This is a genomic window from Pelodictyon clathratiforme (assembly GCF_982375515.1).
The window spans coordinates 534,223-547,584 of record NZ_OZ455102.1; the positions used below are offsets into that span (position 1 = coordinate 534,223).

The 13,362-nt window shown below is 41.1% G+C and carries 14 protein-coding genes; all 14 read left to right on the top strand.

Annotated elements, in window-relative coordinates; all coding sequences use genetic code 11:
* Positions 1-275 precede the first annotated feature (275 nt).
* The 14 genes from AC56AD_RS02725 (at position 276) to AC56AD_RS02790 (ending at position 13,353) form a co-directional block, all read left to right on the top strand.
* Entirely contained in the window at positions 276-956 is a 681-nt protein-coding gene (locus AC56AD_RS02725) for a hypothetical protein (protein ID WP_150085566.1), read from the top strand.
* Positions 957-1,010: 54 nt separating this feature from the next.
* Positions 1,011-2,312, top strand: a complete 1,302-nt coding sequence (locus tag AC56AD_RS02730; protein ID WP_150085569.1) for a glycosyltransferase family protein — start codon at positions 1,011-1,013, stop codon at positions 2,310-2,312.
* Positions 2,309-3,508 (top strand): glycosyltransferase family 4 protein, encoded by a 1,200-nt coding sequence (locus AC56AD_RS02735; protein ID WP_012507365.1) that lies wholly within the window; start codon positions 2,309-2,311, stop codon positions 3,506-3,508. Before AC56AD_RS02730 ends, AC56AD_RS02735 begins: the two co-directional genes overlap by 4 nt.
* Before the next feature lie 32 nt (positions 3,509-3,540).
* A complete protein-coding gene (locus AC56AD_RS02740; protein ID WP_012507366.1) occupies positions 3,541-4,563 on the top strand; it encodes a polysaccharide biosynthesis protein in 1,023 nt (340 codons plus the stop codon).
* A gap of 16 nt (positions 4,564-4,579) precedes the next feature.
* Positions 4,580-5,698, top strand: a complete 1,119-nt coding sequence (locus tag AC56AD_RS02745) for a polysaccharide biosynthesis C-terminal domain-containing protein (protein ID WP_012507367.1) — start codon at positions 4,580-4,582, stop codon at positions 5,696-5,698.
* A 48-nt stretch (positions 5,699-5,746) separates the two neighbouring features.
* The gene (wecB, locus tag AC56AD_RS02750) at positions 5,747-6,859 is read left to right on the top strand and encodes a non-hydrolyzing UDP-N-acetylglucosamine 2-epimerase (protein WP_012507368.1); all 1,113 of its coding nucleotides are present in this window, start codon (positions 5,747-5,749) and stop codon (positions 6,857-6,859) included.
* Between the two features lie 60 nt (positions 6,860-6,919).
* A complete protein-coding gene (locus AC56AD_RS02755; protein ID WP_482229216.1) occupies positions 6,920-7,486 on the top strand; it encodes a DapH/DapD/GlmU-related protein in 567 nt (188 codons plus the stop codon).
* Between the two features lie 236 nt (positions 7,487-7,722).
* Positions 7,723-8,274, top strand: coding sequence for an LbetaH domain-containing protein (locus tag AC56AD_RS02760; RefSeq protein WP_012507370.1), 552 nt, complete (start codon positions 7,723-7,725; stop codon positions 8,272-8,274).
* Positions 8,267-8,527: a class I SAM-dependent methyltransferase gene (locus tag AC56AD_RS02765; RefSeq protein ID WP_012507371.1), complete on the top strand. Its 261-nt coding sequence runs from the start codon at positions 8,267-8,269 to the stop codon at positions 8,525-8,527. The genes AC56AD_RS02760 and AC56AD_RS02765 overlap by 8 nt, the downstream gene beginning before the upstream one ends.
* Before the next feature lie 117 nt (positions 8,528-8,644).
* Positions 8,645-10,048: an IS1380-like element ISPph3 family transposase gene (locus tag AC56AD_RS02770; RefSeq protein WP_498983727.1), complete on the top strand. Its 1,404-nt coding sequence runs from the start codon at positions 8,645-8,647 to the stop codon at positions 10,046-10,048.
* A gap of 115 nt (positions 10,049-10,163) precedes the next feature.
* Positions 10,164-10,715 carry a methyltransferase domain-containing protein gene (locus tag AC56AD_RS02775; RefSeq protein ID WP_012507372.1) on the top strand — a complete coding sequence of 184 codons (552 nt, stop codon included), beginning with the start codon at positions 10,164-10,166 and terminating at the stop codon, positions 10,713-10,715.
* The gene (locus AC56AD_RS02780) at positions 10,712-11,614 is read left to right on the top strand and encodes a glycosyltransferase family 2 protein (protein WP_012507373.1); all 903 of its coding nucleotides are present in this window, start codon (positions 10,712-10,714) and stop codon (positions 11,612-11,614) included. Before AC56AD_RS02775 ends, AC56AD_RS02780 begins: the two co-directional genes overlap by 4 nt.
* A 24-nt stretch (positions 11,615-11,638) precedes the next feature.
* Positions 11,639-12,388 carry a glycosyltransferase family 2 protein gene (locus AC56AD_RS02785; RefSeq protein ID WP_223293966.1) on the top strand — a complete coding sequence of 250 codons (750 nt, stop codon included), beginning with the start codon at positions 11,639-11,641 and terminating at the stop codon, positions 12,386-12,388.
* Complete coding sequence (locus tag AC56AD_RS02790) at positions 12,385-13,353, top strand: UDP-glucose 4-epimerase family protein (protein WP_012507375.1); 969 nt, start codon at positions 12,385-12,387, stop codon at positions 13,351-13,353. Before AC56AD_RS02785 ends, AC56AD_RS02790 begins: the two co-directional genes overlap by 4 nt.
* Positions 13,354-13,362 lie beyond the last annotated feature (9 nt).

Here is a 13,362-nt window from a genome sequence, read left to right on the forward strand (position 1 = left end):
TGTAAAATATATATTAAATGTTGTATTGTAAAACACAGTTCGGTCAAGGACTTCTTGGAAGGGGTATGGGGTTTGGTAATCGGCTTTTTCCTTGGGCAAGATGCCGTATATTTGCATTTGTCAATTCAGCACAGATGATATCTCCCGTTTGGTTAAGGCCTGCTATTAGTCAGATATTTAGAGGCGGAATCGATTATAATAGTTACGTTCGACAATTGATATTATTTGGACTATTCCGTAGACGTTCGAATGATTTGAGTGTAATCAAAGGGTTAATGACGACAAGCAGAATATCTGTTTTCCATGAGCCAGATTCTTTGGAGTCCCAATATCCGGTTCAAACAGAGAAAAAAAATGTGACCATTATTTTTTCTGGATACGAAAATTATTTTTTACCTCTTAATAATTGGCATAATTTTCTTTATGATGAATTACAACTTATCACTAAGGTAAAATATTTAAATATTGTTGATTCTGTTGGTTGTATTCCTATTGGCATATGTGTTCGCTGTGGCAATGATTTTGGCGAGCCAGTTATTATAAATGGTAAGTTGCAAAAAGGACAAAAAACACCCATAAAATGGTTTGTAAGATGCCTTAATATAATACGAAGTGAAATAAATTATCCCTGTCGTGCAGTTGTGATATCAGATGGAACACATCGACAATTAGATGAACTATTATCATTAGAAAATGTACAGTTATTACGACCTGCTTCTGCTATCAGTGATCTTCTTGTTTTAGCAAAAACAAGTCTTCTTATCGGATCAGGTTCAAGTTCTTTTGTCGCATGGGGTTGTTACCTTGGGCAAATGCCCAGTATTTCTCATCCAGGACAGTCTCTTTTAGATTGGGGTATTGCTCCTAAAAAAGGCCAATATATTGGTGAGTTTGATCCTAACAACCCATCTGAAGAGTTTTTATCTCAAGTTAGAGTAGTTCTCAACAAAAGTTAATCTGTTAATGATAGCATGGTAAGTTCTGAATACCCGAGGGTTTTGCTGGTACTGATGGCTAAGATTAAGATAGAGGAGCCTATAAATCTCATTATTAGAAAACAGTTTGGACAATGGCCATCGGATCATCTTGCACAGATATATTCTGGTGAATCAAAGGGATCAGGAGAGTTTTGTGATTATTATTATCATTTGCAGGCTAATGACCGTGTTTTTGGTAGTATCTATAATAAAATACGCAGAGGCATTGTTGATATAGTTGCGATTCACTCAGAAAATAATCATTCGAACATTAAAAGAACATACTCGTTTAAGAGTTTTATTGCCGTTATCAAGAAGCATTTTGGTGAGTGGCTAATAGCTTCAGGGTTATGGGAAATGATTTTTCGTGTACGTTTATCATCTTCTATGGCGACGTTTGTTAGCGAATTTAAGCCGGACTTGATCTATTGTCAGGGCTATTCGTTGGGATTTGTAACTCTGCCAATGCTGATTGCCAAACGATTTAGTATTCCAATTTGCTTTCAGACCACAGATGACTGGCCAAGTTATACTTACAATTCTTTTCCTATGGGCAGTATTCTACGCCACCGAACACGGCAATTAGTATCAAGAGCTACTCTTCGTATGGCTTTTGGTGAAAAAATGCAGCGGTTGTATAAGCGTAGGTATGGTGAAAGCTTTGACGTAACATACCATTTAGATGATCCTATGCGATTTCTGATGAGTTCTGGCTCTAAAATTGAACAAGAGATCATTATTAAACAGCATAGGATTGTTTATACCGGTAGTCTTGCATTACGCCGTTATGAAGCTCTTCAAGACTTACTTGCTGCAGTCAAAATAATGAAAAATAATAGTATAGAGATTCAAATTGATGTTTATTGTTCAGGAATACCAAAAGATCTACCAATAGAACTTCTTGACGCTTCTGAGATTGTGTTTTATCCTTTGCCATCCCATGAAGAAATTCCGAAAGTGCTGTCTACGGCATCGGTATTATTTCTTCCGGAATCTTTTAATGTGGCTCAAAAAATGATAGAATATTCCATATCCAGCAAGGCCCATCTTTACATGATGAGTGGTCAGCCTATATTGGTTTATGGACCGGAATATAGTGGAACTGTTGAGTATGCTGTACGTATGGGTTGGGGTGTCGTTGTTTCGAAACGTAGTGTTTTACTACTCAAAGCTGCATTGAGGGAGTTGCTTGATAGTGAACAGAGAAAATGTCAGATCCGTTTGAATGCTCAAGAGTGTATACAGCGTTATCATAATATGAAAGATGGACAAGATAAATTTCTTAAGATGCTTAAAAGTATAGAACATATCGAAGAAAAATCTATTGTGAAATGATTAAGCTTGGGCAGCAAATGCTGCTATCAAAAAATCCGTCATTGGTATTTATTAGTAATGGAATAACTCCCTATGGCACTCATTTTCTTGAGAGAATTGCTGGTGAGTTATTTGATTTTAAATTGCACACGATCTATTCTTATGAATTCAGTATGGGTAAGTGGCAGATTACTCTAAAACCCATACTAAATGCAGTCGTTTTAGGCAAAGATGAGTACGCGATTCAGCATTATAATCTCTCTGCGATTAGACATTCTTATTCTCGATATCTGCAATTAGTTAAAGAAATAAAAACAATTAGCCCTATTGCCGTAATTGTTTTAGGATATGGAAATATCGCTCATTATCTTTTGATAGAATGGTGCTATAAAAATGATATAGCTTGTTTGATATTAGGTGATAGCAATATACTCGGAGATTGTAATAGTGGTTTAAGGTCATTTATAAAGTCGATTATAGTAAAACGAGTTGTTTCCTGTTGTAGTGCATTTCTTCCTTGTGGTACTCTTGGTAGCCAATATTTTGAAAAATATGGTGCTCGGCCTGAGCAGATATTCTTTTCGCCTGTTGAGCCGGATTATTCGTTGATTGAGGAGATTTCGACGGATACAGTAAAGTCTCTGACGATGCAGTTCAAATTTGATCCTGATCGTTATCGTCTAATATATTCCGGGAGGTTGGTTGCGATTAAACGTCTTGATCTGTTAATCGATGCATTTGCTAAAATTGCAGAGCAACGTTCTGAATGGGATTTACTTATTGTTGGTGGTGGGTCTTTGGAAGCAGAACTCAAAATGCGTATTCCAGATTGGTTAAGGCATAGAGTTTATTGGACTGGATTTGTCAGTTCTCAAGAGCATATGTCTGCACTGTATCAGTTTGCAGATATATTGGTGCTGCCATCGGATTATGAGCCGTGGGCTCTTGTTGTTAATGAAGCAGTCTGCGCTGGTTTAGCATTGGTTTGCTCTGATGCTGTTGGTGCTGCCTTTGAATTGCTATGTGATGGTGAGAATGGTCGTTATTTCCATGCAGGCGATGTGGAATCGCTGATTGAAGCTCTATTGGATGTTACTAAGGCAGAAAATCTCCTCAAATATAAAATTGCATCAAAGCAGATTCTTAGTTTATGGAGGAAGAAAGCTGACCCCGTTGATGGGCTTAGATGTGCTTTGGAATACTGTTTTCGAACGTGATTGGCATCGTGAATTTAAAACAATACACATAAATGTTCAAAGATAAAAAGCTTTTTATAACAGGTGGCACAGGTACTTTTGGCAATGCTGTTTTAAGGCGTTTCCTTCAGACTGATATAGCGGAAATTCGAGTTTTCAGTAGGGACGAAAAGAAGCAAGATGATATGCGCAAGCATTATGCTCATACCAAGCTTAAGTTTTACATTGGGGATGTGCGCAATGCGGATAGTGTAAGGGATGCGATGGAGGGTGTTGACTTTATTTTTCATGCGGCGGCTCTGAAACAGGTTCCTTCCTGTGAGTTTTTTCCTGTTGAGGCGCTTCGTACCAATGCGATGGGTACACACAATGTGCTTACACAGGCTACTGCTGTTGGTGTGAAGCGGGTGGTAGTGCTGAGTACTGATAAAGCAGTCTATCCGATTAACGCGATGGGTATCTCAAAGGCTATGATGGAGAAAATTGCCGTTGCCCAGTCGCGTGTTTCTGGGAGTCGGACGGTTATTAACGTGACGCGTTATGGTAATGTGATGGCAAGTAGGGGTTCTGTTATTCCGCTGTTTCTGAAGCATATCCAGGAGGGTCGGCCCATGACCATCACTGATCCCAAAATGACTCGTTTCATGATGACGATTGATGATGCAGTTGATCTTGTGCTTTATGCCTTCACTCATGGTCAGCCAGGTGATACTTTTGTGCAGAAGGCACCAAGTGCTACTATTGAAGTGTTGGCGTTGGCACTGAAGAAACTGATGAAGAGCGATGTCTCAGTTAGCATCATCGGTACACGCCATGGGGAAAAACTTTATGAATCGCTTCTGACCCGTGAAGAGCTTACAGTTGCTCAGGATTTGGGCGGGTATTACCGAGTTCCTGCTGATAATCGTGATTTGAACTATGCTGCTTTTTTCAGTGAAGGGCGTGAAGAGGTGTCACTGAAGGAGGATTATAATTCACATAACACTGCAAGAGTTGATGTTGATGGCATGTGTGAGTTGCTTTTGAAGCTTGATTGCGTGAATGCTGCGATGAGAGGTGAACGGGTTGAGGTTTAACAATTTTGAAAATACCATGAATGTTCTTGTAACCGGGTCGAAGGGTTTTGTAGGCAGGAATCTTTGTTCTGTTTTGCGTACGATGGAGAGTATACAGCTTGTAGAATTTGATTGTGATAATACTTCTGCGGAACTGGAGCCTATGCTTGGTGAGGCTGAGGTAGTTTTTCATCTTGCCGGAGTTAACCGTCCGAAAAACGATGAGGAGTTCAGGAGCGGAAATACGGGGTTGACTGAAGAACTATGTGCTATTCTTCAGCGGTTGGAACGGACTCCGAAGATTATTTTGGCTTCTTCCATTCAGGCAGAACTTGACAATCCTTATGGTAGCAGCAAGTTGCAGGCGGAACAAGTACTACGGGGTTTTGCAGAAATAACCAGTGCACGGGCGGTTGTTTACCGCTTTAAGAATCTTTTTGGTAAATGGTGCCGTCCAAACTACAATTCGGTGACAGCAACTTTTTGCCATAATATTGCTCACGGGTTACCGGTTACTATTTCCGATCCGGGTCGCTCGCTTGAGTTGACCTATATTGATGATGTTGTTGCTGCATTGGTTGGTGAAATTCCTGCAGAGGAAGGAGTGAAGGAATCAGGCTTTGCATTTGGTGCGGATCTTAGTGCATATTCCATAACACTTGGCGAGCTTGCAGGCTTGATTACATCATTTCGCGAATCACGTCAAACCCTTGTTTTACCTGGTTTTGACAGTCTATTTGTCAAGGCGCTTTATGCTACCTATCTCTCCTATCTTGAGGGCGATGATTTTGCCTATCCGCTTCAGATCAGATCTGACGAACGGGGAAGCCTTGCCGAAATGTTGAAGAGCAACGCGTTTGGGCAGATTTTTGTTTCACGTACCAAGCCGGGGATTACCAGAGGCAACCACTATCACCATACCAAAACGGAAAAGTTCATGGTTGTGGAAGGAGATGCGGTGATTCGTTTCCGGCAGATTGATGGAGTAGAGGTGATCGAACATCGGGTCTCTGGAAAAGAGTTTCGTGTTGTCGATATACCTCCAGGTTATACACACCACATCAGCAATATCGGTGAAAATGAACTGGTAACCCTTTTCTGGGCCTCCGAGATATTTAATCCGGAAAAGCCGGATACTTACTTTTTGCAGGTCTGATTGTAACATATAAAATTTATAAAGCGTGTGGTGAAAAAGATAAAGGTAATGACTATTGTGGGTACTCGGCCGGAGATTATCCGTCTCTCCCGGGTGCTGGCGAAGCTGGATGAGCATACGGAGCATGTGCTGGTGCATACGGGGCAGAATTACGATTATGAGCTGAACCAGATATTTTTTGACGATCTTGATATCCGCAAGCCTGACCATTTTCTTGATGCTGCAGGTTCTACTGCGGCAGAAACCGTTGGATTGATTATTGCAAAAGCGGATGTGGTTATGGCCACTGTAATGCCTGATGTGCTGTTGATTCTTGGCGATACTAATTCCTGCCTTGCCGTTTATCCTGCCAAACGTCGAAAAATCCCTGTTTTTCATATGGAAGCTGGTAATCGCTGTTTTGATTATCGGGTACCTGAGGAGATCAACCGCAAGATTGTTGACCATACGGCTGATATTAATCTGACTTACAGCGATATTGCTCGGGAATATCTGTTACGTGAAGGGTTGTTTGCTGACCGGATTATCAAAACCGGAAGCCCGATGTTTGAAGTGCTGATGCATTACCATGATAAGATTGACCGTTCTGATGTGCTTGAACGGCTGAGTCTTAGCGACGGAGAGTACTTTGTGGTAAGTGCCCATCGTGAAGAGAACATCGAATCGGATCTAAATTTTATGAAGCTTGTCACCATTCTGAATGGACTTGCTGAAAAGTATGGTAAACGGGTGATTGTTTCAACCCATCCCAGAACCCGCAAACGAATTGATGTGAGCGGCGTGGTTTTTAATCCACTTGTTGAGCTGTTGAAGCCGCTCGGTTTTTTGGATTATGTTCATCTGCAGGTGCATGCCAGGGCTGTTCTCTCTGACAGCGGTACCATAACCGAGGAGTCATCGATCCTGAATTTTCCTGCGCTCAATATCCGTGAAGCACATGAGCGTCCGGAAGGAATGGAAGAAGCATCTGTGATGATGGTAGGTCTTGAGGTTGATCGTGTGATGCAGGCGCTCGGGATTCTTGAGACTCAGCCAAGAGGTGAGCTCCGTAGTTTGCGCCAAGTTGAGGATTATTCAATGCTGAATGTTTCTGATAAAGTGGTTCGATTGATACTCAGTTATACAGATTATGTGAATAGGGTGGTGTGGAAAAAGTATTAAAAGGCATTTTAATGTGTTTTGTTTTTATAAAAGTCAGAAAATAGCGTTTAACAAAATGTTATGAATCCTATACGACTGATATGTCCAACAAATTCTAGACAATATCATGCATTTCGTTCAGTATTGATGTGGTTTAGATGCATCAAATATGGGTTAAAGTTTGTTGATAAAACATTTTATATGGCACCTGGTTCTCATGTAAGCAAAGATTTGATAGCCGGAAAATATAGCTTTATTGGCTCTGAATGTATGATAGGTCCAAAGGTTAAATTAGGTAATTATGTGATGTTTGCTCCACGTGTTGCAGTCGTTGGAGCTGATCACATTTTCAACAAATCGGGTCGTCCAATTATTTTTTCAGGTCGTCCAGAAATGCCTTTAACAATTATTGAAGATGATGCATGGGTTGGTTATGGTTCTATTCTTATGGCTGGAATCAGGATCGGGCGTGGTGCTATTGTGGCTGCAGGTGCAGTAGTCACAAAAGATGTTCCTGCATATGAAATACATGGAGGCGTTCCTGCTAAAAAAATTGGAATAAGATTTCAGACTATTGAAGATTGTCAGTTTCATGATAAGATGTTGGCTTTACCTCCAAAACGTGGATTATATTGTTCCAATACATAACAATATTTCGATCTTGTAGTGTTAAATTGCTATAGGATATATTCTACTAAGATTTGTTTCGTTAGAGAAACGATAAAAACTGAATCATTCTCCCATATCTTTATCGTAGGGCAATGGATTCAAATACAATTGTAAAATTTGCATAAAAAAATCTACAATAGTCTTTTGTGTTTATGTCATTTAACATTTGAAAAATGATATAGACGGACTGTTTGATAAAAGACTAATTCACTGTAATGGCAAAAAAACTCCAACATAGTTCACTACCTCTCAAAAACAAACTTGCTCGTATTCTATGGCAGATAGTATGGCGTTTTTTTTATAGACCAACACCTCGGCTTTTTCATTCTTGGCGTTCTTTTTTGCTTCGCATTTTTGGTGCTAAAATTGGCAAATCAGTTCATCCATATCCTTCTGCACGTATTTGGGCGCCTTGGAATTTAGAAATGGGTGATCATTCGTGTTTGAGTGAAAATGTGGACTGCTATTGCGTCGACAAGATATGTATTGGAGCGCATTCCACGGTCAGTCAGTATAGTTTTTTGTGTTCAGCAAGTCACGACTATACACTGGATGCCATGCCATTGGTAACAGCTCCAATCACGATTGGTGAACGTGTATGGATAACCGCTGATGTTTTTGTTGGGCCTGGTGTGACGATCGGTGATGGTGCCGTAGTGACAGCGCGATCGAGTGTCTTTCGTGATCTCCCTCCTTGGATGGTTGCTTGTGGTAATCCCGCTGTACCGGTAAAGAAACGTAAATCTAACGATATATGTGATGAATAAAAATGAAATATCGGGATATCGATGGGGGAGTGCTGAGCTTTCAAACATTCATGATGACCTGATTCCTGAAGTTTTGCTTGAATTGAATAGGCTACAGTTAACTTTGGTGGGAAAGGCAAGAGTTTTTGAACTTGGCTGCGGAAACGGGAGTGTAGCGAATCTGCTGACAAAGCATGGTTGGGATGTCACTGGTATAGATCCTTCGACAGAGGGTATTGTTCGTGCATTAGAGAGCTATCCGTCTTTGACCTAAACTGAGCGATTTGTTATAAAAAAAGCTCCCATATTTACGGTTAAAGTGTTATATTAAAATGTGTAACGGGAAATTACCACTTGTAATGCAACACAAACAGAAAAATAAGGAAGCTCTATGTCGAAAGGTACAAAAAATAGCCGCAAAAAAGACCATCACATCAGTTCTGTCGGGACAACCAATGATTGTATTACCAACCGTGCTGGGCTGACATTGTTCGCCACCTATCTGCAGAGTATTCAGCTCATGCCGATTATGGATGAAATGTTTTGTGCCATGCGAAAAAACAAAAAAGGCGTCCCGGTTGTTGATCTGCTTCTTCAATTGTTGTGCTTTTTTATGGATGGTACCAGCCGTCACCTGACGCAGTTCGACCAGCTCAAAAAAGAAAGGAGCTATGCTCCGCTGATTGGCTGTAAGCCAGAGCACTTGGCATCGTCTCATGCAGTCAAGAGATTTTTTGGAATTTTCTCTTTTCATCAAGTCAAGCTGTTCCGTTATTTATTGCAAAAGATTTTTTTGTGGCGTCTGAAAATTGATCAGCCCGCAGTTATTGAACTGGGTATTGATTCTATGGTGATGGATAATAATGATGCTCTGAAACGAGAAGGTGTTGAACCAACGTACAAGAAAGTCAACGGTTTTCATCCCGTACAAATGAATTGGGGCAGGTACTTTGTTGATGCTGTTTTCCGTGTTGGCTCAGATCATTCAAATCATGGTCAAACGGTTGAAATGATGATACGTCATATTGTTGCTACGATCAGAAAGGAGTATCGTGTTAACGTACCGATCATTATTCGAATGGATTCCGGCTTCTACGATCAGAAGTTGTTCAAAACCTGTGAGTCGTTGCATGTTGGTTATATATGCGGCGGAAAGCTTTACGACAATGTAAAAAAAGCTGCGGAGGAGAACGCCAATTGGTCTAACTTTAACTCGCACAATAAAAAGGAGATATGGGAGTATACCGAGTTTATGTGTCAACAAGAAACTTGGGATTTGGCCCGTCGGACGATTTATAGTCGTATGATTCAGCATGACCGGCAACTTGTCGTACCTGGACTGGGTACTGATAGCGTCATCGTCACCAACATTGGTATGGGTTGTTGTTTGATTGACGAACTTCTCTATCAAGCCGGTGCCGAGAATCTTCTTTTCGCTCACGATATTCTCGGAAACTATCACCAGCGTGGCAATGATGAATTGGCCAACCGTGCCATCAAAAACTTTGGCGAAGAACAATTACCCTTCAAGTATTTTTATGCTAATGCAGCATGGTACTTTCTCATGCTGCTTGGTAATAATCTGTTCGAGAGCTTCAAAGCAGATGTCAGCTCATCAGTTATTGCTACAACAGTTTATGCAGATACATTTCGTCGGCAGCTTATTGATACCGCAGCCAAAATTGTTCGTAATGGCAAAAAGCTTATGATGAAAGTTCCAACGGACTGCTTTCATCGGCTGCAATTCGATAAACTCTTTGAGCGCTGTTTAAACGTTACTGTTTTGATGTGTTAAACAACGCGTTACGGCAATAGAATGCCTATGCCAATTAGCATTGGAGGGGAGGTTGCGCCCAAAAAGAACCTACCACAGCTATTTCGCTCAGATTGTCACAATATTTTTAAAATGAGTGCCTTGCTGTTCAGAAAATGGACAAGCAATTGGGTCTGGAATAATCTTTTTTGGTATAAAATCAGGATTCTTCAGGCTGTTTGGCTATAATTTGTCTCAATTGTTTTTCTTTTCTGTATTTCTGACGTTGGATGGGTTGCTGTTTTACGAATCGCTCAGTTTAGGTTTGAAATTATTTCCAGGCTCCGCATATGATAATTTATATGAGTGCTATGGAGCATTCCCTGTTGTTACAAGTTTTGAAGTGGTCGAGCATGTTTATTTTCCTCGAGAATATGCCGCCACGCTCTTTTCTTTATGCGAACACGGTGGAACGGTTATTCTTTCAACACCTTATCATGGCTACTGGAAGAATCTTGCCTTGGCATTTACAGGTAAGATGGATGCCCATTTTACAGCACTCTGGGATTACGGTCATATTAAATTCTGGTCGATGAAAACATTGACTCAGTTACTACTGGAAGCGGGTTTTGAGAATATCCGGTTTAAACGGGTGGGGCGCATACCGGTATTGGCAAAATCGATGATTGCTATTGCTACAAAAAAATGAAAATCACTGCCATTATTTTGACTTTTAACGAAGAGCGACATCTTGCACGCTGCATTGCCAGTTTGAAAGGTATTGTAAGTGAAATAATTGTTGCGGATTGTTTTTCAACTGATGCAACACTGGATATTGCATGTGCAAATGGGGCAAGAGTAATTCAGCATGAATGGGTTAGCCATGCAGCTCAATTTAACTGGGCACTTACCCAACTTGCTGCTGATACTGACTGGGTTTTGCGTGTTGATGCTGATGAATATTTGACTCCTAATCTTATTGCTGAAATTAAGTCCACTCTACCGGGTATTGGAACGAAGATCGATGGAGTGTATTGTAGTCGTCGTATGACATTTCAGGGCAGATTGATTCGTCATGGTGGCGTTTTTCCAGCACGTGTTTTGCGTCTGTTTCGTTATGGACGTGGTCAGTGTGAAAATCGTTGGATGGATGAACACATCAAAGTTGCTGGTCCGACCGTTGATTTTAATGGCGAAATGATTGATGATAGCCTTAATTCGCTTACTTGGTGGACAGAGAAGCACAATAAATATGCAAGCAGGGAAGCCGTCGATTTATTGAACCTGGAATATGGTTTTATGCCTCATGATTCTGTTGCCAGTTTGCGTAATGGCAAACAGACTGGAGTGAAGCGCTGGCTGAAGGAAGAGGTATATGCGCGACTTCCTGGAGGATTTCGTGCATTTACCTATTTTTTTTATCGGTATGTAATCCGGATGGGTTTTCTTGATGGTCAGGCAGGTACAGCCTTTCATTTTCTTCAAGGATTCTGGTACCGATATTTGGTAGACGCTAAAGTGTTTGAGGTGAAACGGTATATGCGGGATACAAATGCAAATATTGTGATGGCGATTGATAAAGTGTTGGGTGTTAAATTGGAAAGCTGAGGCTTATTTGTTGATATGTTAAGCATGTCTATTGTTACTGTTGTTAGAAATAATGAAACGACTATTGCTGATTGTATCTCTTCAGTGGCAGGCCAGAGTCTGCCGCCGTTTGAGCATATTATTATCGATGGAAAATCGACTGATGGAACATTATCAGAGATCAAGAAGCATCAACATTCCGCAGTCAAGTTAGTCTCTGAGTCGGATAAGGGTATCTATGATGCTATGAATAAAGGGATTCTACTTGCAACTGGTGATATTATAGGGATCCTGAACTCTGATGATATATATGCCCATTCTCAGGTTCTTGAAAACGTGACGAAGTTATTTCAAGAAAGCTGTGCAGATGCCTTATTTGCTGATTTGGTTTACGTAAAATCTGATAATGTAAATCAGGTAGTGCGTTATTACTCGGGAGCTGGATTTACTCCTGAAAAGTTTGCCTGGGGTTGGATGCCACCGCATCCAACCTTTTTTGTTAGAAGGGAGATATATGAGCGTTATGGTCTGTTTGCTACCGATTATCGTATTTCTGCTGATTATGAGCTGATGGCTCGTTTTATGGCTCGTCACAGGGTAAATTATCTCTATATGTCTGACGTCATTGTTCGGATGCGAACAGGTGGCGTCAGTACGCGAAACTTGAAAAGTAACTGGATTTTGAATCGTGAAATTCTACGGGCTTGCACCGATAATGGCATTGATACGAATATCTTTAAAGTCTATTCGAAATATTTTCGCAAAGTGTCGCAGCTTTTTGCAAGGCCAGCATGAACGTTTGGCTTACTGGTTCGACAGGCTTTCTCGGTACAAGCCTTGTAAAGCAGCTTATCCTTCAGAATGTCAAGTTTGTTGCCGTTCTATTAGATGAAAAGGATGTCGCACGGTTACCGTCTTCAGAGATTGAGTGGGTCATTGTACCACCGTTGTCTAACTCTGCAAATTATCAAAATACCCTCAATGATGTAGATGTTGTTGTTCATCTCGCAGCTCGTGTGCATGTGATGCGCGATGAGGCGGCTGATCCCCTTACTGAATTTCGTCGGGTGAATGTTTCTGGAACACTTAATCTGGCGAAGCAGGCTGCATTGGCTGGTGTTCGGCGTTTTGTGTTTGTAAGTTCGATCAAGGTTAATGGTGAGTCTACGCTTTTGGGTCATCCTTTTTCTGATGGCGATGCGCTTGATCCGCAGGATCCTTATGGTATCAGTAAATATGAGGCGGAACAGGGTTTACTTGAGCTTGCATCAGAAACCTGTATGGAGGTTGTAATTATTCGACCACCATTGGTATATGGCCCAGGTGTTAAGGCAAATTTTGCATCTATGATGAGCTGGCTTGAACGGGGAGTTCCGCTTCCGTTGGGTGCTGTTCATAATCAACGTAGTTTTGTGGCGCTTGATAACCTTGTTGATTTAATTGTAACCTGTATTGATCATCCGAAAGCGGTTAATCAGACTTTTCTTGTTTCGGACGGTGAAGATCTCTCCACGACAGAGCTGCTGCAGCGGATGGGGCGTGCTCTGGGTAAGCCAGCTCGATTAATTCCTGTTCCGGTTGGAGTGATGCAGTTTGCCGCAAACCTGCTCGGGAAGGGTGCTGTTGCCCAACGTCTTTTTGGATCGTTACAGGTGGATAGCTCGAAAGCTCGTGATCTTCTTGGTTGGAAGCCTGTCGTTACTGTTGATGAAGCGTTACAAAAAACGGCTGATGCTTTTAACGCAGTGCATAAAAAGTAATATCCATTG

Bases quoted from the DNA above. Each gene is read 5' to 3' on its own strand.
- AC56AD_RS02725 (WP_150085566.1), top strand. From the start codon at position 276: ATGACGACAAGCAGAATATCTGTTTTCCATGAGCCAGATTCTTTGGAG.
- AC56AD_RS02730 (WP_150085569.1), top strand. From the start codon at position 1,011: ATGGCTAAGATTAAGATAGAGGAGCCTATAAATCTCATTATTAGAAAA.
- AC56AD_RS02735 (WP_012507365.1), top strand. From the start codon at position 2,309: ATGATTAAGCTTGGGCAGCAAATGCTGCTATCAAAAAATCCGTCATTG.
- AC56AD_RS02740 (WP_012507366.1), top strand. From the start codon at position 3,541: ATGTTCAAAGATAAAAAGCTTTTTATAACAGGTGGCACAGGTACTTTT.
- AC56AD_RS02745 (WP_012507367.1), top strand. From the start codon at position 4,580: ATGAATGTTCTTGTAACCGGGTCGAAGGGTTTTGTAGGCAGGAATCTT.
- wecB (WP_012507368.1), top strand. From the start codon at position 5,747: ATGACTATTGTGGGTACTCGGCCGGAGATTATCCGTCTCTCCCGGGTG.
- AC56AD_RS02755 (WP_482229216.1), top strand. From the start codon at position 6,920: ATGAATCCTATACGACTGATATGTCCAACAAATTCTAGACAATATCAT.
- AC56AD_RS02760 (WP_012507370.1), top strand. From the start codon at position 7,723: ATGGCAAAAAAACTCCAACATAGTTCACTACCTCTCAAAAACAAACTT.
- AC56AD_RS02765 (WP_012507371.1), top strand. From the start codon at position 8,267: ATGAATAAAAATGAAATATCGGGATATCGATGGGGGAGTGCTGAGCTT.
- AC56AD_RS02770 (WP_498983727.1), top strand. From the start codon at position 8,645: ATGTCGAAAGGTACAAAAAATAGCCGCAAAAAAGACCATCACATCAGT.
- AC56AD_RS02780 (WP_012507373.1), top strand. From the start codon at position 10,712: ATGAAAATCACTGCCATTATTTTGACTTTTAACGAAGAGCGACATCTT.
- AC56AD_RS02785 (WP_223293966.1), top strand. From the start codon at position 11,639: ATGTCTATTGTTACTGTTGTTAGAAATAATGAAACGACTATTGCTGAT.
- AC56AD_RS02790 (WP_012507375.1), top strand. From the start codon at position 12,385: ATGAACGTTTGGCTTACTGGTTCGACAGGCTTTCTCGGTACAAGCCTT.